Source organism: Pseudomonas asiatica (genome assembly GCF_040214835.1).
GTDB classification, from domain to species: Bacteria; Pseudomonadota; Gammaproteobacteria; order Pseudomonadales; family Pseudomonadaceae; genus Aquipseudomonas; species Aquipseudomonas putida_Z.
The window spans coordinates 1,450,176-1,474,300 of the sequence record NZ_CP157874.1; the positions used below are offsets into that span (position 1 = coordinate 1,450,176).

Here is a 24,125-nt window from a genome sequence, read left to right on the forward strand (position 1 = left end):
TACCGGCCGTCATGGAGTAATAACGCACTTCATTTTCGGCCCAGGCGAGTGTGCGCAGCATGGAATATCCTGTCCTTTCCCATCACGGTGGTGCCCGTGGCGTCACCGGCTCATGCCATCAACTGCACCTCGCCCCGTCCACCAGCCTGCTGATCGACTGCGGCCTGGAGCAGGGCGCCGAGGCCGCGCCAGGCGCAGCATCGGCACCGTTGGGCTTCGACGTGCAGGGTATTCAGGCCCTGGTCATCACCCATGTGCATCTCGACCATGTAGGTCGCATTCCGGCATTGCTGGCTGCCGGCTACCGTGGCCCGATCCTGTGCAGCGAGCCGTCCGCCCGGCTGCTGCCTCTGGTGCTGGAAGATGCCTACAAACTGAGTATCAGCAGTGAGCCCGCCCAAGTGGCGAGGTACCTGGAGTTCATCCGCGACCTGATCGTGCCGGTGCCTTTCGAGCAGTGGCACACCCTGGTCGAGCGCCCCGGCCTCGGTTGCCGCATTCGCCTGCAGCGCGCTGGTCATCTGCTGGGTTCGGCCTATGTCGAATGCGATGTGCAGCGTGAACAAGCCAATACCCGATATGTGTTCTCCGGTGACCTTGGCGCCGGTGGCAACCCTTTGCTGCGCCCTGTGCTGCCCCCGGAACGGGCCGATGTGCTGGTACTGGAAAGCACCTACGGCGACCGCCTGCACCCGCCTGCAGGCGACCGGCAGCAGCGGCTGGAAGCGGCCATCGACCGCGCCCTTGCCGACCAGGGCACGCTGCTCATTCCGGCCTTCAGTCTCGGCCGCACCCAGGAGCTGCTGTACGAGCTCGAAGGCATTCTTCATCGCAAGGCCTTGCTGAACAAGGCCGGCCCGGCCTCCGAGGGCGACCCGCTCGACTGGTCACAGCTGCCCATCATCCTTGACTCACCATTGGCCCAGCGCATTACCGGTGTGTACCGGGAGTTGCACGACTACTGGGATGCCGAAGCCAGGGCGCGCCTGGCAGAAGGGCGCGACCCGCTTGGCTTCAGCCAGTTGATCAGCGTGGACACCCATGCCCGCCACCAGCAGGTGGTCAATTACCTGAAGAGCACCGGGCGGCCGGCGATCGTGATTGCTGGCAATGGCATGTGTTCGGGTGGGCGCATCGTCAATTACCTCAAGGCCATGCTCGGGGATCCGCGGCACGAGGTGATGTTTATCGGTTATCAGGCCAAGGGCACGCCGGGCGCGGTGATACAGGCGAGTGAAGGGGCGGAAGGGTTTGTGCAGATTGATCTGGATGGGCGGATGTATGAGGTGCGCGCAAAAGTCGTAACCTTGCCGGGCTACTCTGGTCATGCGGATCAGCAGGGGTTGGTTAGCTTCGCGCTGGATGGTGCGAAAGCCGCAAGGAAGGTTGTGCTGGTACATGGAGAAGCTCGGGCGAAATCAGCTTTGGCCGAAGCATTAAGCAAGCGCGGCGGTAGGGAGGTCGACGTCATGGTTGCCCAGTAGCGAGCCGCAGGCCGTCGGCTCGTGGGGCGGCGGTGGAACTTTGTTGACGGTATCTTTCTCTTAGATCGGATAAGTGCTAAAGCTGTAGGTCGTTTCGAGCGGTCTGCGGTGGATGAGCAAAATGCCGCTACGCTTAGCTTCAGCTGGTCTTTCGTCAGGTCAGCTGCAGCCAAGGCTAAGCCTGGCTGACATAGGAATCATGCAAATGGCCGGATCTAAGGAAAACGAGAACAAATGCGAAATGAACGTAGTCCCGGAGTCGAAAATGACGAAGTTGATGTTCTCGAACTCTGGCATGTCTTGTGGAGTCGTAAGCTGCTCATCCTTTCGTGCGTTGTTTTAGTTACTGCAGCTACTCTTGTTTATGTTTGGCTAAAGACGCCGATGTATGAGGCCAAGTCTTTTATATTGCCACCTACCAAGAATGATATTGCCCAGTTGAACTATGGCCGCACTGAAGCCAGCGGCCTCAAAGCGTTTACACCCAAAGATGTTTATCAGATTTACCTGCGTTCCCTGCAATCCGAGTCACTGCGGCGCCAGTTTTTTCGCGCGGTCTATTTGCCTAATTTGCCAGAGGTCGCCCGCCAAGGCTCTCAAGATGCACTTTATGACCAGTTTGGCAAGGTATTGACTGTGGGGGCTGTGGCGGGAGATAGTGCCGAGCGCTTTTTGATCAGGGCGTTAAGCGACGACCCCAAGATGAGTGTGAAGTGGGTAACGCGTTTTTCGGAAATGGCCAGCGACCTTGCTAAAAAGACGCTGGTTGAAGATGCCGATACTGAAGTGAAGGTGCTGGTCAAGAACCTGGAGCAACAGATCCGCAGCGCACGAGATGCGGCGCACAAGCAGCGGGAAGATCAAATCGCCCGCCTTGAAGAGGCGCTGAAAGTTGCCAAGGCAGTGAACCTGAGCAAGCCCCCCATCATTGCCAGTGGCATGGATACTGAGGTGTCTGGCGGCATGCAGGGCGCACTGACCTACATGCGCGGTAGCCAGGCCCTTGAGGCAGAGCTTGCAAACCTTCGCACGCGGGAGTCCGATGACCCATTCGTCGCCGGTTTGCGGGAGATCCAGGAGAAACTCGACTTCTACCGCAACCTGCAGCTGAACCCGGCCGTGATCGAGGTGTTTCAGCAGGATGGTGCCATCGAGGTGCCTGATACCCCGGTCCGGCTGCGCAAATTGCTTATTGTCGTAGGGGGTGTGTTCGTAGGGCTGGTACTCGGTGTGCTCCTGGCCGCATTTACCCACCTGGTATCTACTGAAAGAGAGCGTCGTCTGGGGCGCGTTTGAGCTACCCCGCCCCCCCAGAGCCTGTATGCTGCGGGAAGAGTCGAACTGATAGTAATAAATTTCAACAAGAGGCTGGTTGCGTGAAGCTCATAGAAACAAATATCTCGGACGTAGTCGTTTTTGAACCTACCGTTTTCGAGGACGACAGGGGCTGGTTCTATGAGTCTTATAGCGAGCCTAAGTTTCATGCCTTGCTCAGTGCGCAAGGTATTACCCTTCCGCCTTCTTTTGTTCAGGAAAATTGCTCTTTATCCAAAAAGGGCGTCATGCGCGGCTTGCACTATCAGCTTTATCCATTTGCCCAAGGCAAGTTGGTAAGCGTGGTCAAGGGCGCAGTGTTCGACGTGGCAGTGGATATTCGAAAAGGCTCCCCTACCTTCGGGCAGTGGGTAGGCATGGAGCTGTCGGCGGCCAACCGCAAGATGATGTGGGTGCCTGAAGGCTTCGCCCATGGGTTTATCGCGCTGGAAGAAGATACGGTGTTCCAGTACCGCACGACCAATGTCTACTCTAAAGAGCATGAACGCAGCATTGCCTGGAATGACCCGGACCTTGCCATCGAATGGCCACAGCTGGAGGGGCTGCTGATCAGTGACAAGGATGCGATTGCGCCAACCCTTGCCGAGGCTGACTTGCCACCGCTGATCCTGAAAGGGCAGGCGGAAGACTTGGTACTACCGATCATTGGTGATGATCGCGGGAGCCTGATCAGTATTGAAAAGGCGTTGAATATCCCGTTTGCCATCCGTCGCGTCTACTACATCTTCGGTACCAAGGCCGGCGTCAGCCGCGGCTTCCATGCCCACCGGGATCTCCAGCAACTGATAATCTGCCTGGCCGGCAGTTGCCGCATGACCCTGGATGACGGTACCGGCCGAGTCGACCATATGCTTGACGCGCCACAGAAAGCCTTGCTGATCAAGAATATGGTCTGGCGTGAAATGCATGATTTCAGTGAAGACTGCGTACTCATGGTCATCGCCAGTGAAACCTACGACGAGCGTGATTACATTCGCAGTTACGATGACTTCAAGAGGCTGATCGCCCATGCCTAGCATTCATGCCTTGGCCGATGTACAAACCGATGCCATCGGTGAAAAAACCAGAGTCTGGCAATACGCGGTCATCCTCAAAGGTGCGCGAATTGGCAGCAACTGCAACATATGCGCCCACACCCTGATCGAAGGAGGGGTTGTAGTCGGGGACAACGTCACCGTGAAAAGTGGTGTGTTTCTGTGGGAGGGGCTCGTGATCGAGGACAATGTCTTCATTGGCCCCAATGCTACATTCACCAACGACAGAGTACCGCGCTCCAAGTGTTACCCCGAGGCATACGAAGTCACGGTGCTGAAGGAAGGCTGCAGCATCGGTGCCAACGCAACATTGCTCCCGGGCGTCACGATTGGTCGACATGCCATGGTAGGTGCCGGTGCCGTCGTGACAAAGGATGTACCTGATTACTGCGTGGTAGTGGGTAATCCGGCAAAAATAACAAGGGAGCTAGAGCATGGTTGATTTCCTGAATCTCAAGGCCGTCAATAAACAGTACCGCGAAGAATTGTTGCAAGCGTGTGCCGATGTCATCGATTCCGGCTGGTACATCGGCGGTAGCGCTCTGGCCCGCTTTGAAAGCAACTTTGCCGCTTATTGCGGTACCGCTCATTGCATTGGCGTGGCAAACGGCCTCGATGCGCTGACGTTGACCTTGACTGCCTGGAAACAGCTGGGGCGGGTGAAGCAGGGTGATGAAGTCATCGTCCCGGCCAATACCTACATTGCGAGCATCCTGGCAATCACCGCCAGTGGGCTTGAGCCTGTGCTCGTCGAACCTGACCCCGCAACCTTCAATATTGATACCTCCCTCATACGCCAGGCTATTACCGACAAGACGCGCGTCATCCTGCCGGTACACCTGTATGGGCAAATTGCAGACATGAAGGCGATCACCGAGATTGCCGCCGAATACGGTTTGCTGGTACTCGAAGACTCGGCCCAGGCTCACGGTGCCTCAATCGATGGCAAGCGGGCGGGGAGCTGGGGGAATGCCTCGGGCTTCAGCTTCTATCCGGGCAAGAATCTGGGTGCGCTCGGTGATGCCGGGGCGATAACCACCTCGGATGCCGAGTTGGCGGAAGTGCTGCGCGCCCTCAGAAACTACGGCTCCCATGAGAAGTACAAGAACTTGTACGTCGGAGTGAACAGTCGTTTGGACGAGATCCAGGCGGCTATGCTGGACGTGAAGCTCAAGTATCTGGGTGAAGAAATCAGCCGGCGCCGGCACATCACCAAGTGCTACCGCGCGGGCATTCAAAATGCTCAAATCGTCCAGCCGCAAAATAGTGTTGTCGAGGAGCATGTCTGGCATCTGTATGTAGTACGCACGCCGCACAGAAACGATTTGCAGCAACATCTTCGCGAGCAAGGGATACAGACGCTGGTTCACTACCCAATCCCGCCTCACAGGCAGCAGGCTTACAGTCAATACAACGGTTTGAGCCTGCCGCTGACTGAAAAAATTCATGATGAAGTGCTCAGCCTGCCTGTCGACCCCACCATGAGCGACGCGGATATTCAGACGGTCATCGATGCCTGCAACAGTTTTACTGTGTCCGGGCAATAATACATGACGTTGATCAAGACCAGTCTGCTGAATGCTATTGCTGTTTTTGTAAAGATGGCGACATTGCTGGGGCTCAACAAGGTGCTGGCCCTTTATGTAGGGCCAGCGGGTTACGCGGCGATCGGGCAATTGCAGAATGCCGTTACCATGTTCACGACACTGGCCAGCGGCGCTGTCAGCACAGGGGTAACCAAGTACACGGCGGAGTTTGCTGATCGGCCGGACGAACAACACAGGATCTGGCGAACTGCCGGGACGCTGTCACTGCTGGTTTCGTGTGTATTGGCAGTGCTGATCGTGGCCATGCGGGCACCATTGGCAGGTTGGTTTTTCAACGACGAAAAACTCGCCCCAGTGCTGGTGTGGTTTGCCGCTACCTTGGTATTTTTTGCTTTCAACTCTTTGCTGCTGGGCATTCTGAACGGCAAGAAAGACGTTCAGCGCTACGTGCTTGCCAATATTTCTGGCAGCCTGATATCGCTGGTGGTGACCTGTGCCCTGACCATCAGGCTGGGGTTGTACGGTGCGCTGGTTTCGCTGGCTGTGTACCAGTCGTTGAGCTTCGTGGCCACCTTGGTCATCTGCATGCGCACATCATGGTTCCGCCTCTCAGATTTCATCGGGGCGCTGGACAAGCAGTCCTTGTCCCGGCTGGCAAAGTTTGCCCTCATGGCCGTTGTGACAGCATGTTCTCTGCCCGTTTGCCATGTGTTCATCCGGGATTACCTGGGGGCGGAGTTCGGCTGGGATCACGCTGGTTACTGGGAGGCCATGTGGCGGTTGAGCACGGCCTATCTCATGTTGATCACCACGACGCTTGCGGTCTATTACCTGCCGAGGCTCTCGGAGCTTTCAGATGCAGGTGAACTTCGTCGGGAAATCATTCAGGGATACAAGCTCATCCTGCCCCTGACCATTGCTGCCGGCCTGGTTATCTACCTGCTCAGGGACTTCATCATCCATGTCCTTTTCTCGGCGTCATTCCTGCCCATGCGTGAGCTGTTCGCATGGCAGATGGTAGGGGACAGCTTGAAGGTCATCAGTTGGTTGATGGCCTACCTGATGCTCGGCAAGGCACTCACCCGGTTGTATCTGATTACCGAAGTCCTCTCGACGCTTTCGCTTTATGCTCTGACGGTCTATTTCACCCAGTTGTGGGGGTATGAAAAAGTTACCCTTGCATACGCGGCAAACTACCTGTTGTACGGAGTCGTGATGTATTTCTCGGTATTCCGTCGTTTGCACATTATTGTTGGCGATACGACGCGGAGCTGAGTAGAGATGAAGGACGTCATCGAACAGTTACATGGGCGCATCCTTGGCGCTGAACCTGCCCAGGCATTGGTGCAGGCGCAGGTCTATGGGGCACTGCTCTGGGCGGTGGACCTGGGAATTTATGATGCCACCGCGCTGGAGCGCCACCTGGTGGCCCGATGCGCCAGCCAGGTCACGCTGCCGGCTGTCAGCAGCGTATCGCGCGGCTGCCTGCATGTGGTCAGCGAACCCTATATGCAAGGCGGGCACACCCGGCTGATGGAGCGCCTGGCGCACATGCACGAGGGGCCTGTGGACCTGCTGGTCGCGCGCAGCGCCAAGCCCCAGGTGCTCGAACGCCTGGCAGGCTATTTCGCCCATATCGAGGTGGCGCGCGGCGATGACCCGTGTGCCCGCCTGCAGTCCATCGTCGACATCCTGGCCCAGTACGACAAGGTGGTGTTGCACATTCACCCGGACGACATCATCACCACCGTCGCCTGCGGCCTGCTGAAGCAACAACGTGGCGCCGCGCTGACAGTGTATTTCGTCAACCATGCCGACCACGTGTTCAGCTTTGGCGCGTCGGTGGCCGACGTGTATTTCGAGATCAGCGCCTACGGGCACCACCTGGACAAGAAAAAGCACCTCTCCTGCCAGAAGAGCTTCCTGGCGATACCGATCGAGACCAGCGGCGCCAAAGTGCCGGGTGCCGTGCCAACCCATGAGCGGATCAAGGTGTTCAGCGCTGCCTCGGCGGCCAAGTACAAGCCCCACGGCGGCCTGGACATGCGTCCGTCGATCACGGCGATTCTTCAGCGTTTCCCCAATGCCGAGTGCTGGATCATCGGTGCCAACCCCCTGACCAACACCTGGTGGTGGACAGTGAAGCTGCGCTACCCCAAGCGCTTCTTCATCCGCCGCCACCTGCCGTACAAGGACTACCTGGCCTTTGCGGAAAAAGCCGACTTCTACCTGGACAGCTACCCTATACCCGGTGGCACGGCGTTCGCCGAGCAATTGCTCAAGGGCCGGCGTTGCGTGGGGCTGGTGGCGCCGATTCAGGGCTATTCCCCGGCAGACGGCCTGAAGGTGGCCAGCATCGACCAGCTGCTGGCCAGCATCGAACAACCCCGGCCCAGTGCCTCGGTGGTGGAAGCGGTGCAGCGGGTCAACTCGCTGGAGTCGGTGAAAGCGCGTTACCTGGCGTGCATCGAGCGGGGCGAATTCAGCGAGAACGAACTGGCAGCCATGTTGCCGTGGACGGGCAACCTCGATTTCATGAAACCGACAGGTAAGGTCACTAGCATGATCCCTGCGGATGTCTTCGACGCCCTGTGCCGCATAGACACGAACCTGGCGTTGCGAACCCTGTTTGCCTACGCCTGGGTGCCGAGAATCAAACTCTTGATCAAGGTCGTGCTGTTCCGGCTGGCCAGGCTGACCAGAGCGCGAGGGTGAGTGTGATCAGGATATTTATCGGCGTGCTGTTCTGCCTGCTGTTCTTCAGCGACTTCGTCGTGTTGACGCTGGGGCTGGGCAGTGTGTTTGCCGGTTGGCGAGAAATGATCAGCCTGTTGATGATCATGTGGCTGCTGCTGCGGGTGCTGGCCGGTGTCACGGCACGTGGCATGGTCAACCTCGAAGTCGGGCGGTGGTTGCTGGTCGTGCTGTTCTTCGTCTTCCTGTATCTGCTGTTCGGCGACCTTAGCGCGTCGTCGGTGCGCATGTTCCGCGCACTGGCCGTGCCGGTGTTCGTCGGCATGGCGGTGGCCATCTGGGCCCACGCGGTGTCGACCGAGAAGAAGCTGCGCCATGTGTACTGGTCGGTGCTGGCGATGAGCGTACTTACCGGCGCATATGCGTTTTACCAGTACCTGACCATCGTCTCGGCCGAGCAGTTCTGGTACTGGCCGCTGCTTACCGCCAAAGGCTATGAGCTGCAACCCTACAACTCGATGCGTGACGGGCTGCCGCGGGTTTCCGGCTTCTTTACCGGCACGCTGGAGTTTTCTGCGGTAATCCTCAATACCGCCGCCATGACCCTGGCCGTGTTGCTCAGCGGGCGCAACTGGTCTTTGACCCGGCGCCTGCTGCTGAGTGTTGCCTTCCTGCTGCTGTGCGGGCTGATTGTGATCGGTTCGGTGCGTACGGCCATGATCGGCCTGGTGTGCATCTGCTCGATGCTGGTGGCGGCCCGGGTACTGCGTACGGCCTGGCTGATCTCCCTGCTGGGCTACCTGCAGTTCGTGGGCCTGACCGTGGCGATTTTCGCCTACCTGTCGATGGGCTACACCGAGGACTTGTCGGCACTGGACCGTGAGCGGCAGTGGCTGCACATGTTTGAGGTGCTTGGCGCGCACCCCATGGGCTATGGCTTTGGCGCGGTAGGCCCGGGCCAGCCGCACTGGTTCGATTCGTTCTGGCTCAACCTGCTGGCCACCTGCGGTCTGGTCGGCCTGCTGATCATGGCCGGGTTGATCCTCTGGTATCACAAGCTGGTGACGATCATCGTCCGGGACAGGCCTCACGGCAGCTCCTGGAAAAACGGCCTGGGCAACTTCGTGATTGCCAGCTATCCGTTCTTCCTGAGCTCGTTCTTTTTCCAGTCCTATACGAACAGTGTTGTCCTCTACATTTTCGCGATCGTGGTGATGGTGATCATTGGTGAAAACAGAAGAACAAAAGTTGAGCCTGGCAGTCCTGATCGTTCTGTATCGGAAAGCTAGCCAGGACTCGATTGCCCTGCAGTCGTTGCTCGCGCAGCAGGCGTTACTGCGTGACGAGGGTATCGACCTGCAGCTGTACGTCTGGAACAACTCCCCCGGCGTGGCACAGCCGTGCCCGGGCGTACGCTGGTACGAGGCGGACAACCAGCGGTTGTCGGTGGTCTACAACCAGGTGGCCGAACAGGCGTTTGCCGCCGGGGTCGACCTGTTCATGATCTCGGACGACGACACCAACTACTCGAACATCCGCCTGTCCAGCTGCCTGGCGCAGATCGGCCAGGTACGCCGTGCGCCAGGCGGCGAGCAGGTGGGCGTGTTCATGCCCCGGCTGGTCAGCCATGGGCAACTGGTCAGCCCCGGCAAGCGCTGGTTGTTCATGGGCCGCCTTACCCCCAACGTGGCCGCGGGGCTGGTGGACTCGAAAAACCTGCTGGGCATCAACAGTGGCCTGATCTTCACTCGCGAGTGCTTCCAGCGCATGACGCCTTTCTATGACGAGCGGTTGCGCTTCTATGCCACCGATACCGACTTTTTCATCCGCTACGAGGGTTATTTCCCCAAGGCCTGCGTGCTGGATGTGGAGATTGCCCACGACCTGTCCGAGCACAGTGCCGATACCCCCGAGCGTGCCTTGTTCCGCTTCGAGGAAATGATCCACGGGCTGCGTATCAGCTTCCATTCCCACGGCCTGCTGGAGCGAGGCCTGCTTGATCTGTACCTGGTCTATGCGGCCATTCGCAAAGCGGTGGCCTACCGCCGTCCGGCCTTCGTCAAGGCCTTGTTTACCCAGGTGAGGGCCGTGAAATGATGCATGCCTTGCTCGAAAAGCTGGTGCTGCTGGTTAAAAAGCGCCCATTGGTTGTCGACCGGCGCATCTCGTCGGGCTATCTGCTGGGGCTGTTCGTGACCAAGCTGCTGATGGCCTGCCGCGGCGTGATCCGCCTGCGCCGGCGGCGCCTGGCGTTCATCGGCTCGGGGGTAACCCTGAAGGAAGTGGGCAAGATCGAGTACGGCCCGGGGCTGGTCATTGACCAGGGCTGCTTCGTCGATGCCTTGTCCAATGACGGCATCCGCTTCGGCACCGCCGTGTCGCTGAACAAGCACATCATCATCGAGTGCACCGGCAGCCTGGCCAACATCGGCAAGGGCCTGGTGATTGGCGACAACGTCGGCCTGGGTGCCGGCTGCTTCCTGGGCTGCGCCGGCGGCATCGAGATCGGCAGCGACACCATCATCGGCAACTTCGTCAGCTTCCATTCGGAAAACCACAACTTCGAAGACCCGCTGCAACCCATCCGCCTGCAGGGCGTGACCCGCCAGGGCATCAAGGTGGGCCGCAACTGCTGGATCGGCGCCAAGGTGACCGTACTCGATGGCGCGGTGATCGAAGACGGCTGCGTGTTCGCCGCAGGGGCGGTGGTGGCCGCGGGCGTGTACCGCAAGAATTCGATTTATGGCGGTGTGCCGGCCAAGTTCATCAAGGCGCGCGTAGCGGAAGAAGGGGTGGCATGAAAACGTTGCACTTTGTCCATCTGCTGAATGACTACAGCGGCAGCCCCCGGGTGTTGAACCAGACCATCACCGCGCTACAGCGACACGGCGCCGACTGCACCCTGCATGTGGGCAGCAGCGGCCACGGTGTGCTCGACGAGCTGCAGGTACGCACCTGCAGGTTTGCCTACAAGCGCTTCGACAACCGCTGGCTGACCTTGCTGGCGTATGCCGGCTCGCAGGTGGCGCTGTTCTTCAGCCTGTTGCGCCAGGTGCGGCCGGGGTCGATCGTGCTGGTTAACACCATGCTGCCCTTTGGTGCCGCCCTGGCCGCCCGTTTGCGCGGTGCCAAGGTGGTCTACCACGTGCACGAAACCTCCATCCGGCCTGCGCTGCTCAAGGCGTTCCTGCGCCGGGTGATTGCCGGCTGTGCCAGCAAGGTGGTCTACGTGTCGAAGTACCTGCAGGTACAAGAGGGCGTGGCCGGCGTGCCAGCGGTGACCGTGTACAACGGGCTGGCCGAGGGCTTCCAGCAGCAGGCAATGGCCACGCCGTACCAGCACTTGCACGACGGCAGCTTCAACGTGCTGATGCTGGCGTCGTTGAAGGGCTACAAAGGGGTGGACGAATTTGTCGCCCTGGCCACCGCACTGGCCGCGAACCCTGTGCTGAAGTTCACCCTGGTGCTCAATGCCAGCCCGCAGGAAGTGGACGCCTACTTTGCCGGCAAGGTTCTGCCGCAAAACCTCATGCTCAGCCCGGCCAGTGCCGAGGTGGCGAAGTTCTACCGCAATGCCAGCCTGGTGCTGAACCTGTCCCATGTGGACGGCTGGGTTGAAACCTTTGGCCTGACCATTCTCGAGGCGATGGCTTTCGGCATCCCGACCATAGTGCCCCCGGTAGGCGGCCCGGTCGAACTGGTCAGTGACGGGGTTGAGGGCTACCAGATCGATTCCAAGAACCATGAACAACTGGTGCGCACCGTTGCGCGCCTGTCGCAGGACCCACAGGTGTGCCAGGCACTGTCCGAGTGCGCACGCAGGAAAGCGAGTGAGTTTTCCACTGCCAACTTCCAGAAAAAAATCGTGATGGTGTTTGATGACCTATAAGATTGCAGTGATTGGTACGGTCGGTTTACCCGCTCAATACGGTGGTTGGGAAACACTGACCGAGCAATTGGTGCGCAACCTGCCGGGTGACTGCGAACTCACCGTATATTGCAGTGCGCCCCATTACCCCCAGCGCCCGAAGTTTTTCGAGCGTGCCCGCCTGGTCTACCTGAACCTCAAGGCCAATGGCGTGCAAAGCATTCCGTACGATGTGCTGAGCATGCTGCACGCCTACCGCAAGCATGACCTGATGCTGATTCTGGGTGTTTCCGGCTGCATTGCCCTGCCATTCATGCGCCTGCTGACCCGCAAGCCGATCGTGGTGAACATCGACGGCTATGAATGGAAGCGCGCCAAGTGGTCCAACTTCGCCCGCTGGTTCCTGAAGTTGTCCGAAGCGGTGGCCGTGCGTTTTGCCCACGCGGTCATCACCGACAACAAGGTGTTGCAGGAATACGTGACCGCCGAATACAACAAACCCAGCGAACTGATTGCCTACGGTGGCGACCAGGCCCGGGCCGGCGAGCCAAGCGAGCAAGCCCGCCAGGCTTACCCCTTCCTGGGTGCGCCCTATGCCTTTACGGTGTGCCGCATCGAGCCGGAGAACAACATCCATGTCATTCTCGAAGCCTTCGCCGGCTCTGGCATGCCGCTGGCGATCATCGGCAACTGGAACCACAGCGAATACGGCGTGCAACTGCGCAAGCAATACGAAGGGGTAAGCAACATTCACCTGCTGGACCCGATCTACGACGTGGAGCAACTGAGCCCGCTGCGCAGCAATGCCACGGTGTACCTGCATGGCCACAGCGCCGGCGGCACCAACCCGTCGCTTGTCGAAGCCATGTGGCTGGGCCTGCCGGTGGTGGCCTTCGATGTGTCGTTCAACCGCGCCACCACCGAAGACCAGGCGCTGTACTTTGCCGACAGCACCTCGCTGCGCAACCACGCCCAAGCCCTGTTTGCCGATGAAGGCGCCCGTGCGCAGCTTTCGGCGCGCCTGCATGAAATTGCCAACCGCCGTTACCGATGGTCGGTGGTGGCAGACCAGTACCGTAGCGTGTTCACCCGCCTGCTGGGCCGGGCGGGGAGAGGCTGATGGCCGAGCAAGGCAACGGGCAACGGCCAGGTATCCTGGCCACCGGCGGTAGCGGTTTTGTCGGCAAGGTGTTGCTGCAACGGCTTGCTGCAGACACACGCTGGGCGCCGCGCGCGCTGGTACGGCAAGCGCCCGGCCAGCGGCTGGCGGGCGTCGACTACCGGCCATTCAGCGAACTGGCGGCGGTGGATGTTGCGTCCGGGCATTTCGAGCAGGTCGACACCGTAATCCACCTGGCCTCCCGCGTGCACGTAATGCAGGAAACCGCCGCCGATCCGCTGGCCGAGTTCCGCCGGGTAAACGTGGAAGGTACCCTGAGCCTGGCCCGAGCCGCCGCCCAGGCCGGTGTGCGGCGCTTCATTTTTGTAAGCTCGGTGAAGGTGAACGGCGAAACCACCAACGGCCGCCAGCCGTTCACCGCCGATGAAACCCCCGCGCCTTCGGACCCGTACGGCATCTCCAAGCGCGAAGCCGAAGACGGCCTGCGCCAATTGGCGGCTGAAACCGGGCTGGAAGTGGTGATCGTGCGCCCGGTGCTGGTGTATGGTCCAGGCGTGAAAGCCAACTTCCGCAGCATGATGAACTGGCTGAGCAAAGGTGTGCCGCTGCCGTTTGGCGCCATCCACAACAAACGCAGCCTGGTGGCGTTGGACAACCTGGTGGACCTGCTGCTGACCTGCATCGACCACCCGGCCGCCGCCAACCAGACTTTTCTGGCAAGCGACGGCCACGACCTGTCCACCACCGAACTGCTGCAACGGTTGGGCAAGGCGCTGGGCAAGCCAGCCAGGTTGTTGCCCGTGCCCGCCGCCTGGTTGAAGGGCGCGGCCACCTTGGCCGGCAAGGCCGGGCTGGCCCAGCGCCTGTGCGGCTCGCTGCAGGTAGACATTGGCAAAACCCGTGAACTGCTGGGCTGGCAGCCCCCGCTGGATGTCGACCAGGCACTGCGGGCTACGGCACTCAACTTTCTGAAAGAGCAAGACAAATGATGGCATGGTGGCTTATCCCCCTGGTCGCAGGGGCATCCCTGCTTTTGACCGCAGTGCTGCGGCGCTACGCCCTGAACAAGCAGATCATCGACGTGCCCAACGCGCGCAGTTCGCACACCGTGCCCACCCCACGGGGTGGCGGTGTGGCCATTGTGCTGAGCTTTCTTGGCTGCCTGCCGCTGCTGGGCCTGGCGGGCGCTGTGCCGCTGCCGGCACTGGTTGCCATCGGCGGGGCAGGGGCACTGATCGCGGTAATCGGCTTCATGGACGACCACGGCCACATCGCTGCCCGCTGGCGCCTGCTTGGCCACTTCGCCGCGGCCGCCTGGATGCTGTACTGGCTGGGTGGCCTGGCGCCGCTGCAAGTGTTCGGCTTTACCCTGGACCTGCAGTGGTTCGGCTACATCCTGGCCGCGTTCTACAGCGTGTGGATGCTCAACCTGTATAACTTCATGGACGGTATCGACGGCATCGCCAGCGTCGAAGCGGTGACCGCCTGCCTGGGCATGGTGCTGCTCTCGGCCCTGGCCGGTGTGCCACAGTTGATGGCGTTGCCACTGTTGCTGGCCGCGGCCACGCTGGGCTTCCTGTTCTGGAACTTCCCGCCGGCCAGGATCTTCATGGGTGACGCTGGCAGTGGCTTCCTTGGTATCGTGCTGGCAGGCCTGTCGCTGCAGGCGGCCTGGGCCGCGCCGCAGCTGTTCTGGTGCTGGCTGATCCTGTTGGGCGTGTTCGTGGTCGACGCTACCTTCACCCTGATCCGCCGCCTGCTGCGCGGCGACAAGGTGTACGAAGCGCACCGCAGCCACGCCTACCAGTTCGCCTCGCGCCACTATGGCAAGCACCTGCCGGTGACCCTGGCTGTGGCCGGGCTCAACCTGTTCTGGCTGCTGCCGGTGGCCTTGTGTGTGCTGTTGCTGGGCCTGGACGGCGTGTTGGGCGTGATCATCGCCTACCTGCCATTGGCGTTTCTGGCCGTGCGCTGGCGCGCCGGTGAACTCGAACACTAGCTAGAGTGATAGAAAGAAGACGCTAGACATGTCACTTTGCAACACTCTCAGAGGTTCTATGGATAAGCTGCGCTCAAGACTGCTTGGACTACCTCGACGCCACAAACGGCTGATCCAGGTAGCGACCGATGTAATTCTGGTCTGGTTCGCGCTGTGGCTGGCGTTTGTCGTGCGCCTGGGCATCGATGACCTGGCCAACCCTGTCCGTGATCACACCTGGCTGTTCATCACGGCGCCGATCATCTCGATCCCGTTGTTCATCCGCTTTGGTCTTTACCGGGCGGTGATGCGCTATTTCGGCAATGACGCACTGATCGCGATCATCAAGGCGGTGACCCTGTCGGCGCTGATCCTCGGTTTCATCATCTACTGGGCCAGCAACCACCAGAACGTGGTGCCGCGCTCGATCACCTTCAACTACTGGTGGCTGAGCCTGATCATGGTCGGAGGCCTGCGTCTGGCCATGCGCCAGTACTTCCTCGGCGACTGGTTTGCCACTGCCGTGCAGCACGTGCCCTTTGCCAACCGCGACGACGGCCTGCCACGGGTGGCCATCTACGGCGCCGGCTCGGCCGGTAACCAGCTGGTGGCGGCGCTGCGCATGGGCAAGGCCATGCGCCCGGTAGCGTTCATCGACGACGATGCCAGCATCACTGACCGAGTGATCGCCGGCCTGCAGGTGTACCAGCCGGAACAACTGCAACGCATGATCGACGATACCGGCGCCGAAGAAATCCTGCTGGCGCTGCCCTCGGTGAGCCGCAGCCGTCGCCGCGAAATCCTCAACCTGCTGGAAGGCTACCCGCTGCACGTGCGCAGTGTGCCCGGCTTCATGGACCTGGCCAGCGGCCGGGTCAAGGTGGACGACATCCAGGAGGTGGACATTGCCGACCTGCTGGGCCGCGACGCGGTGCCGGCGCAAGGCGACCTGCTACAGCACTGCATCATTGACCAGACGGTCATGGTGACCGGTGCCGGCGGCTCTATCGGCTCCGAGCTGTGCCGCCAGATCCTCGGGCAGACACCGCGCACCCTGCTGTTGTTCGATCACAGCGAATTCAACCTGTACACCATTGCCGGCGAACTGGAGCAGCGCATCATTCGCGAAGGCCTGGCGGTGCAGCTGATCCCCATCCTCGGCTCGGTCCGCGACCAGGCCAAGATGCTCGACGTGATGCGCGCCTGGCAGGTGGACACCGTGTACCACGCCGCTGCCTACAAGCATGTGCCGATTGTCGAGCACAACATTGCCGAAGGCCTGACGAACAACGTGTTCGGCACCCTGTACACCGCCCAGGCGGCGCTGCAGGCCGGCGTTGCCAACTTCGTGCTGATTTCCACCGACAAGGCCGTGCGCCCCACCAACGTGATGGGCAGTACCAAGCGCCTGGCCGAAATGGTGCTGCAGGCCCTTAGCCGTGAGCTGGCGCCGGTACTGATGGGCGAAACCGGCAATGTCTCACAGGTGAACAAGACCCGCTTCACCATGGTGCGTTTCGGCAACGTGCTGGGCTCGTCGGGCTCGGTCATTCCGCTGTTCCACAAGCAGATCAAGGCCGGTGGGCCGCTGACCGTGACCCACCCGAAAATCACCCGCTACTTCATGACCATCCCCGAGGCCGCGCAGCTGGTGATCCAGGCCGGTTCCATGGGGCAGGGCGGCGATGTGTTCGTGCTGGACATGGGCGAACCAGTGAAGATCGTGGAGCTGGCGGAAAAGATGATTCACCTGTCCGGCTTCAGCATCCGCTCCGAGCGCAACCCGCTGGGCGACATCGCCATCAACTTCACCGGCCTGCGTCCGGGGGAGAAGTTGTACGAAGAGCTGCTGATCGGCGACAACGTGATTGCCACCCGCCACCCCATGATCATGAGCGCACACGAGGACTACCTGCCCTGGGATGTGCTGAAGCAGCGCCTTGACGCCCTGCGCGCGGCGACTGCGGAAGATGACTTTGCCACCGTGCGACAGCTGCTGCGTGACACCGTAAGCGGATACGTGCCTGGCGGCGACATTGTGGATTGGCTGTACCAGCGCCGGCGCATGGAGCCCTGAACGCTGCACTTACAAAATGAACGGCGGTGCCGATACAGGAACGCCTACATGAACTTCAAACGCTGTGAAGTTTGAACGCGGGAATTGGGAAGAACTGAACGATGACTATTCTGGTAACTGGTGGTGCGGGCTTCATTGGCGCGAACTTCGTGCTGGACTGGCTGGCCGGCAATGACGAGCCCGTGGTCAACCTCGACAAACTCACCTACGCAGGCAACCTGCAGACCTTGAGCAGCCTGCAGAACGACGCGCGGCACATTTTCGTGCATGGCGACATTGGTGATTCCGCGCTGGTGGAACAGCTGCTGAAAACCCACCAGCCACGCGCCATCGTCAACTTTGCCGCCGAGTCCCACGTCGACCGCTCGATCCACGGCCCGGAAGACTTCATCGAAACCAACATCGTCGGCACCTTCCGCCTGCTGGAAGCCGTACGCGCCTACTGGGGCGGCCTGGATGAGCAATCGCGTCAGGCCTTCCGCTTCCTGCATGTGTCCACCGACGAAGTGTATGGTTCGCTGGCCGCCGATGAACCGGCCTTCACCGAAACCCACCAGTACCAGCCCAACAGCCCGTACTCGGCCAGCAAGGCCGCCAGCGACCACCTGGTGCGCTCGTACCACCACACCTACGGCCTGCCGGTGTTGACCACCAACTGCTCGAACAACTACGGCCCTTACCACTTCCCGGAAAAGCTCATCCCGCTGATGATCGTCAACGCCCTGGCCGGCAAACCGCTGCCGGTATACGGCGACGGCCAGCAGATTCGCGACTGGCTGTACGTCAAGGACCACTGCAGCGCCATCCGCCGCGTGCTGGAAGCCGGCAAGACCGGCGAGGTGTACAACGTGGGCGGCTGGAACGAAAAGCCCAACCTGGAAATCGTCAACCGCGTGTGCGCCCTGCTGGACGAACTGCGCCCCCGCGCCGACGGCAAGCCCTACGCCGAACAGATCACTTACGTGACCGACCGCCCAGGCCATGACCGCCGCTACGCCATCGACGCCCGCAAGCTCGAGCGCGAACTGGGTTGGAAGCCTGCCGAAACCTTCGAAACCGGCATTCGCAAGACCGTGGCCTGGTACCTCGACAACCAGGAGTGGGTGCAGAACGTACAGTCCGGCAGCTACCGCGACTGGGTCGAGAAAAACTACGCAGGGCGCTCGGCATGAAGATTCTGCTACTGGGCAAGGACGGCCAGGTAGGTTGGGAGCTGCAACGCAGCCTGGCCCCGCTGGGCCAGGTGCTGGCGCTCAATTCCCGCAGCCAGGCACACTGCGGCGACCTGGCCAACCTGCCGGGCCTGGCCGAAACAGTGCGCGCCTACGCCCCCGATGTAATCGTCAACGCCGCCGCCTACACTGCCGTGGACAAGGCGGAAAGCGACCGCGAACAAGCCTTCAAGGTAAACGCCGAAGCCGTCGGCGTGCTGGCCCGCGCCGCCGCCGACTGCGGAGCATTGTTGGTGCATTACTCCACCGATTACGTGTTCCCAGGGCAGGGCACTCAAGCCTGGCGCGAAGACGACAGCGTCGGCCCACTGAATGCCTATGGCGAAAGCAAGCTGGCCGGCGAACAGGCCATCCAGGCCGCCGGTTGCCAGCACCTGATCTTCCGAACCTGCTGGGTGTATGCCGCACGCGGCAACAACTTCGCCAAGACCATGCTGCGCCTGGCTGCGGAACGCGACAGCCTGGGCGTGATCGACGACCAGCACGGCGCCCCGACCGGCGCCGAACTGATCGCCGACATCACCGCCCACGCAATCACCGCCACCCGCCGCGACCCGGCCCTGGCCGGCCTTTATCACCTGGCGGCGGCCGGCGAAACCACCTGGTGCGGCTACGCCCGTTACGTGCTGGAGCAGGCAGCGGCCTTGGGTGTGCCATTGAAAGCCCACGCCGAACAGGTCAACCCGTTGACCACCGACGCCTACCCGACCCCGGCCAAGCGGCCGGCCAACTCACGTCTGGACACCCATAAACTGCAGCAAGCCTTTGCCCTGAACCTGCCAGACTGGCGCCTGGGTGTGGCTCGCATGCTTACGGAAATACACGAGAAATGACCACTATGAAGCGTAAAGGCATCATTCTGGCGGGCGGGTCGGGTACCCGTCTGCACCCCGCGACCCTGGCTATTTCCAAGCAGCTGCTGCCGGTTTACGACAAGCCGATGATCTACTACCCGTTGACCACCCTGATGCTGGCGGGTATCCAGGACATCCTGATCATCTCCACCCCGCAGGACACCCCGCGTTTCGAGCAACTGCTGGGCGACGGCCACCAGTGGGGCATCAACATCAGCTACGCCGTGCAGGCCTCGCCAGACGGCCTGGCGCAGGCCTTCCTGATTGGTGAAGACTTCATTGGCAACGACCTGTCGGCACTGGTGCTGGGCGACAACATCTATTACGGCCACGACTTCCAGCAACTGCTGCGCAACGCCATGGATCGCGACGAAGGCGCCAGCGTGTTCGCCTACCACGTGCACGACCCCGAGCGTTACGGCGTGGTCGAGTTCGATGAGAAGGGCAAGGCGATCAGCCTGGAGGAGAAGCCGACCAAGCCGAAGTCCAGTTATGCCGTGACCGGGTTGTACTTCTACGACAAGGACGTGGTCGAGATCGCCAAAGGCATCAAGCCATCTGCGCGGGGTGAGCTGGAGATTACCGATTTGAACCGGGTATACCTGGAGCAGAACCGGTTGTCGGTGGAGATCATGGGGCGCGGGTATGCCTGGCTGGATACCGGGACGCATGACTCGTTGCTCGAGGCTAGTGGGTATATCGCGACCATTGAGCGGCGGCAGGGGTTGAAGGTGGCTTGTCCGGAAGAGGTGGCGTACAGGCAGGGGTGGATTGGGGCGGAGCAGTTGCTGAAGTTGGCGGAGCCGCTGGCTAAGAATGGGTATGGGCAGTATTTGAAGAGGTTGGTGGGGGATAGGGTTTATTGAGAGGGAGTTAAGCCTTGCCTTAGCGCAACCGGACCTAGAGGGGACGGTGGTAGGTTTTTGTTGGGAGGCTTTGTTGGCACAGCGTTTTGCTAACTTGTCGAAACACTGAGGATTCGGCGATTTTTTCTCTAGCAGTCATACATGCGTCCGAAATGTTGCAACAGCGGTTGATGAACACTCGATCGAGGTGGGCAAACCTGGTATGGTTTTTCGCTTAATTCTCGGGCGTTGAAGCGATGTCCGCAACGTTCATAAGCTCCTTCGAGCGCATCTCCTGAGCCCACCTTACGGTGGGCTTTCTATTTCAGTTCGCATAGATATCCCGGTACAATCGCTGATTTTTACAGGGAAAGATCGGTGAATAGACGAAAATTTTTAACAGTTGCGGCTGCTGCTGCAGCATATCCGGCCTATCGAGGACTTGGGGTGTTATTTAACGATCGACTGGTGCACTTTTATGGTGGGCAACTTGGCAGACTTAAAACTGCCCTTGCCGACCCCAATCAAGCTATGACTGGAATCTCGTTTATTGGGGATTCAATAACCTGGGGTACAGGTACTCGACAAGGCCCTAATCCCGATCCTCGAAACGGTACGCTGTCTGATCCTAGAGACAATTTTGCGAGTGAAAGCTATGTCAATAATGTTAAGCGCTTCATCGGAAATAAATTTTTACCAAACGCATCATTGAAGTTGTCTAATTGGCGCACATCGCCCTCTGGACAATCCATTGTGGAGTTTCTTGATGGGGCCAAGGATAAAGCGGTGCGCATCAGCAATCAAGGCATCAACGGAGCAAGCACTACCAGTTATACGACCCGTAATCTAGTTGCCTCTGGTGAAGATAATTTTGCTTTGCTTTCCGGCGACAAGTTTGTTTTTGTGCAACTTGGGACCAATGATCGAATTATCGATCGCCGGAATCCGAAGAGCGGTAGTGAATTAGCGGAAAATCTGGAGCGTCTTGTTTCCCGAATCAATGATAACGCTGATGTGGTTCTAATGTGCGCAAATCCATCAACTGTCGAGTCGTCTGGAAAATATTTGTTTGATATGAGGGTGGTTAGAGATGCTGTACTTGCGGCTGCCAAAAATTGCCGCATTGATTTTATTGATAATTACGCATTGTTTGAAAGTCTTGATCTCAAGGCGCACTTAAGTGATGGGAGTCACCCGAACGTTAAGGGGCATTCAGTAATTGCTGGGAATATAATGACAGCAATCGAAATGGCTTAAATGTATGGGCGCAAGCTGCGCCCTGTTATAAGACTTTGGGTTTTCGTCGGTACTTGAAAGCTGTATTGAGGTATGTCAGGCCAGCGACGTCGTCCAGTAGTTTGAGGGTTTAGCTCTGTCCGTTATCAATTGTATCCTATCCAAGAAGTACAAAGCGTAAGGACGTACCGGGGACGTCACAAAGCGTGTCAGATCGCCAGGGAAGGTCAGGGCTGTGATCAGTATGCCCTCGGGCCCTTATCCCTCCTGATGAGGCAGTTCGTCTGCTCCAGAGATACAACCGTATAAGCAACTGATTGTTCAGGCGCCGAAGCGCTCCATCGAGCGTCAGCCGTTGACTGAACATTGTCCTGCTCCTTTTGGCGGAAAGCCCTGTAAACACATGCCATGCCCTACCGAGGAGTCGAGTTTCGTCGGGACCCCGGGAGGTCTTAGGTGGATAGATCAATGTGTCCTGATACCCATGGAGCATACAACCCTGGTTTCGTCCCTAGCAGGCTCTTCCCGGCTTTGCGCGGCAATGGAGTCTCCTCTCCGGTATGGTATGAGTTTGCCGCAGGTCATACGAGCATCCCTGAATAGCTTGAGATAGCCGCTTCAGCATGGGCAAAGCGTCATCAGTATGCTTTTTTCTTGAGAAAAATAGAGCGGTCTGAGTAAAAAAAAATCCGCAAACGCTAGTAAAACGGTATCATTTGCCATTTCTTAAAGGCCCCCATGACAGGGAATTCAGAGATGCAAGGCAAGAAAATGTCCTACCGTCCAGACATAGATGGGTTACGGGCTCTGGCGGTATTAGCGGTAGTGATATTTCACTTTAATAAACAGTGGCTGCCCGGTGGTTTCGTCGGTGTCGATATATTCTTCGTGATTTCAGGGTATTTGATCACGGGTATCATCTTGAAAGAAGTTGCAAGGGGAGAGTTTTCCTTTGTGGACTTCTATATGAGAAGAGTTCGAAGGATTCTTCCGGCTGCATTCTTCCTTATTTTCGTTACGGTGCTTTTCGGGCTTACCTTCATGGTGCCTATGGATGCGAAGGATTTGGCTTCCTCGGCAATCGCATCCACTTTTTCAGTTGCAAATATTTACTTTTGGAAATATCTGGATGTAAGTTATTTTGCAGCATCATCTGACATGGTGCCGCTGCTTCACATGTGGTCGCTAGGTGTAGAGGAGCAATTTTATCTTGTCTGGCCAGCCTTACTAGTCATTTTGTATAAGGTCGGAGGACGGAAAGGGATAGTCCCGGCTGCGTTGCTGATATCTTTAGCATCAGTTCTGTATGGTGAAAGCAAATTGGCCTCTGATCCTAAGTTTGCCTATTATATGCTTCCTTCACGAGCTGGCGAGCTGCTTGTGGGTGCGCTTGCACTTTTTGCAAGTGAGACATGGAAAGGTCGTATCAATAAAAACGTCGGCCAGGCTCTAGCTCTTTTCGGTGTTGCAGCAATTGGTTTTTCAATTGCGTTTATAAGCGAGGCAGGGGGCTTTCCGGGAATTATTTCGTTACTTCCGGTAGTGGGCGTAGCATCTGTGATTTTTGCGGGTGCTATTGGCAATAATGTCGTGAGTTCATTGTTGTCATTGAGGCCTCTTGTATTTATCGGGCTTGTATCATTTTCTCTGTATCTGTGGCACTGGCCTATCCTGGCATTTTATCGCTATGCGTATGGTCAGCCAGCAGGCAGCGGGTATCTGATCTGCGGCGTGTTGCTAATCGTAGCGACATTGATTTCCTATTATTTAGTTGAAGTGCCATTCCGGCGTCCGGCAAAACGAATCGTAAACCTAAAAGGTTTTGCTGTTGCTGTGGTGGCAATTTTAACCGTTTCCGTATCTTACTACGCCATCGGCACTAAAGGCTTAGTAAGAGAGCTCTCGCCAGAGGGGTACCATGCCAAGGTGACTGAGCATTTTAATCAAACTAAAGCTGCCTACCGCTACGAATATAATTGCCAAACTCCACGTTATGATGCAAGTTTGATAAATTTGGAACGCTGCCTTATCGGTCCTGGCGACAAAAAACCAAGTGTTTTGATTTTTGGTGATTCTAATTCTGCCCATTACGTTGGTTACTGGAAGGTCATTGCGGAAAATCAAGGTGTCACCATGCGCAATATTGCGCATGATTCTTGTGTGCCTTTTGCAGGGGAAAAAAGTCGCCCGTATGTGAAGGTGGCTAGTCGAGACTCTTGCCAGAAGTTCAATTCGCTGGTTAGAGAGCATTTTGGTGATTATGATACGCTAATTGTTAGCGCTGACTGGGAAGGCTATAAATACAGAACAAAAAACTATGTGGAAGATATTGAGGGTCTTGTTAGGGAACTCTCATCTACCGGAAAGAGTATCATAATCGGCCTGAAAGTGCCGATCTTTAAGGGATATGATAGGTCGTGTGACCTAAAAGCCATCAAGATTCCCGGGGTGGATTGCGCTGCTAGAGGTGTGTATGCCGATACAGGTGAGACAGAAATAAACAACCAGATTATTGCTATTGCTGGTAAGTATAATAACGTCAAGACTTTTACGCTGAGAGACTATGTCTGTACTCACGGTACATGCTCTGCTTATCTGCGAGGAAAACCTATCTATTTTGACCTCGGTCATTTGAGCATGGCTGGATCAGAGCAGATTGGGCGGATATCGGTTGCCGAGAAAAATATGCCTGGATTGATTTCTCAAAAATAGAGGCTGACGAGGCGACCAAGTGGTCGCCTCTATTTAGAGCACTATGGCACAAACACAGTTTACCTACCCAGTAGTTCATTTGCGGGCGAGTTCCCGAGGCTCGCGTCCT

The 24,125-nt window shown here is 58.4% G+C and carries 20 protein-coding genes and 1 pseudogene; all 21 read left to right on the forward strand.

Annotated features, from left to right (window positions below; genetic code table 11):
- Positions 1 to 59: 59 nt before the first annotated feature.
- The 21 genes and pseudogenes from ABNP31_RS06650 (at position 60) to ABNP31_RS06750 (ending at position 24,016) form a co-directional block, all read left to right on the forward strand.
- A complete protein-coding gene (locus ABNP31_RS06650; RefSeq protein ID WP_085665324.1) occupies positions 60 to 1,484 on the forward strand; it encodes an MBL fold metallo-hydrolase RNA specificity domain-containing protein in 1,425 nt (474 codons plus the stop codon).
- 234 nt (positions 1,485 to 1,718) lie between these two features.
- Positions 1,719 to 2,780 carry a Wzz/FepE/Etk N-terminal domain-containing protein gene (locus ABNP31_RS06655; protein ID WP_350013109.1) on the forward strand — a complete coding sequence of 354 codons (1,062 nt, stop codon included), beginning with the start codon at positions 1,719 to 1,721 and terminating at the stop codon, positions 2,778 to 2,780.
- An 80-nt stretch (positions 2,781 to 2,860) separates the two neighbouring features.
- A pseudogene (gene rfbC, locus ABNP31_RS06660) lies at positions 2,861 to 3,421 on the forward strand (dTDP-4-dehydrorhamnose 3,5-epimerase); the annotation flags it as partial.
- 84 nt (positions 3,422 to 3,505) lie between these two features.
- Positions 3,506 to 3,835, forward strand: coding sequence for a sugar 3,4-ketoisomerase (locus ABNP31_RS06665; RefSeq protein ID WP_238067671.1), 330 nt, complete (start codon positions 3,506 to 3,508; stop codon positions 3,833 to 3,835).
- Positions 3,828 to 4,295 (forward strand): acyltransferase, encoded by a 468-nt coding sequence (locus tag ABNP31_RS06670; protein ID WP_085590002.1) that lies wholly within the window; start codon positions 3,828 to 3,830, stop codon positions 4,293 to 4,295. Before ABNP31_RS06665 ends, ABNP31_RS06670 begins: the two co-directional genes overlap by 8 nt.
- Positions 4,288 to 5,400 (forward strand): DegT/DnrJ/EryC1/StrS family aminotransferase, encoded by a 1,113-nt coding sequence (locus ABNP31_RS06675; protein WP_085665322.1) that lies wholly within the window; start codon positions 4,288 to 4,290, stop codon positions 5,398 to 5,400. Before ABNP31_RS06670 ends, ABNP31_RS06675 begins: the two co-directional genes overlap by 8 nt.
- Positions 5,401 to 5,403: 3 nt before the next feature.
- A complete protein-coding gene (locus ABNP31_RS06680) occupies positions 5,404 to 6,675 on the forward strand; it encodes an O-antigen translocase (protein ID WP_085665321.1) in 1,272 nt (423 codons plus the stop codon).
- Between the two features lie 6 nt (positions 6,676 to 6,681).
- Complete coding sequence (locus ABNP31_RS06685) at positions 6,682 to 8,115, forward strand: hypothetical protein (protein WP_238067383.1); 1,434 nt, start codon at positions 6,682 to 6,684, stop codon at positions 8,113 to 8,115.
- A gap of 2 nt (positions 8,116 to 8,117) precedes the next feature.
- Positions 8,118 to 9,383, forward strand: coding sequence for a hypothetical protein (locus tag ABNP31_RS06690; protein WP_238067384.1), 1,266 nt, complete (start codon positions 8,118 to 8,120; stop codon positions 9,381 to 9,383).
- Positions 9,343 to 10,191 carry a hypothetical protein gene (locus ABNP31_RS06695; protein WP_085590012.1) on the forward strand — a complete coding sequence of 283 codons (849 nt, stop codon included), beginning with the start codon at positions 9,343 to 9,345 and terminating at the stop codon, positions 10,189 to 10,191. Before ABNP31_RS06690 ends, ABNP31_RS06695 begins: the two co-directional genes overlap by 41 nt.
- Positions 10,188 to 10,895, forward strand: coding sequence for an acyltransferase (locus ABNP31_RS06700; protein ID WP_046615532.1), 708 nt, complete (start codon positions 10,188 to 10,190; stop codon positions 10,893 to 10,895). The genes ABNP31_RS06695 and ABNP31_RS06700 overlap by 4 nt, the downstream gene beginning before the upstream one ends.
- Positions 10,892 to 11,983, forward strand: a complete 1,092-nt coding sequence (locus tag ABNP31_RS06705; protein WP_085590014.1) for a glycosyltransferase family 4 protein — start codon at positions 10,892 to 10,894, stop codon at positions 11,981 to 11,983. The genes ABNP31_RS06700 and ABNP31_RS06705 overlap by 4 nt, the downstream gene beginning before the upstream one ends.
- Positions 11,973 to 13,082, forward strand: a complete 1,110-nt coding sequence (locus tag ABNP31_RS06710; RefSeq protein ID WP_085590016.1) for a DUF1972 domain-containing protein — start codon at positions 11,973 to 11,975, stop codon at positions 13,080 to 13,082. The genes ABNP31_RS06705 and ABNP31_RS06710 overlap by 11 nt, the downstream gene beginning before the upstream one ends.
- Complete coding sequence (locus ABNP31_RS06715; RefSeq protein WP_085590018.1) at positions 13,082 to 14,071, forward strand: UDP-glucose 4-epimerase family protein; 990 nt, start codon at positions 13,082 to 13,084, stop codon at positions 14,069 to 14,071. The genes ABNP31_RS06710 and ABNP31_RS06715 overlap by 1 nt, the downstream gene beginning before the upstream one ends.
- Positions 14,068 to 15,081 (forward strand): MraY family glycosyltransferase, encoded by a 1,014-nt coding sequence (locus ABNP31_RS06720; RefSeq protein WP_085617693.1) that lies wholly within the window; start codon positions 14,068 to 14,070, stop codon positions 15,079 to 15,081. The genes ABNP31_RS06715 and ABNP31_RS06720 overlap by 4 nt, the downstream gene beginning before the upstream one ends.
- A gap of 58 nt (positions 15,082 to 15,139) precedes the next feature.
- Positions 15,140 to 17,137, forward strand: coding sequence for a polysaccharide biosynthesis protein (locus ABNP31_RS06725; RefSeq protein ID WP_085590023.1), 1,998 nt, complete (start codon positions 15,140 to 15,142; stop codon positions 17,135 to 17,137).
- A 101-nt stretch (positions 17,138 to 17,238) separates the two neighbouring features.
- A complete protein-coding gene (gene rfbB / locus ABNP31_RS06730; RefSeq protein ID WP_085590025.1) occupies positions 17,239 to 18,309 on the forward strand; it encodes a dTDP-glucose 4,6-dehydratase in 1,071 nt (356 codons plus the stop codon).
- Positions 18,306 to 19,202 carry a dTDP-4-dehydrorhamnose reductase gene (gene rfbD, locus ABNP31_RS06735; protein ID WP_061550844.1) on the forward strand — a complete coding sequence of 299 codons (897 nt, stop codon included), beginning with the start codon at positions 18,306 to 18,308 and terminating at the stop codon, positions 19,200 to 19,202. The genes rfbB and rfbD overlap by 4 nt, the downstream gene beginning before the upstream one ends.
- A 5-nt stretch (positions 19,203 to 19,207) precedes the next feature.
- Positions 19,208 to 20,089 carry a glucose-1-phosphate thymidylyltransferase RfbA gene (rfbA, locus tag ABNP31_RS06740; protein ID WP_085590156.1) on the forward strand — a complete coding sequence of 294 codons (882 nt, stop codon included), beginning with the start codon at positions 19,208 to 19,210 and terminating at the stop codon, positions 20,087 to 20,089.
- 357 nt (positions 20,090 to 20,446) lie between these two features.
- Positions 20,447 to 21,325 carry an SGNH/GDSL hydrolase family protein gene (locus ABNP31_RS06745; RefSeq protein ID WP_350013110.1) on the forward strand — a complete coding sequence of 293 codons (879 nt, stop codon included), beginning with the start codon at positions 20,447 to 20,449 and terminating at the stop codon, positions 21,323 to 21,325.
- A gap of 735 nt (positions 21,326 to 22,060) precedes the next feature.
- On the forward strand, positions 22,061 to 24,016 hold the full coding sequence (locus ABNP31_RS06750; protein ID WP_350013111.1) for an acyltransferase family protein: 1,956 nt from the start codon (positions 22,061 to 22,063) through the stop codon (positions 24,014 to 24,016).
- The last annotated feature ends 109 nt before the right edge of the window (positions 24,017 to 24,125 follow it).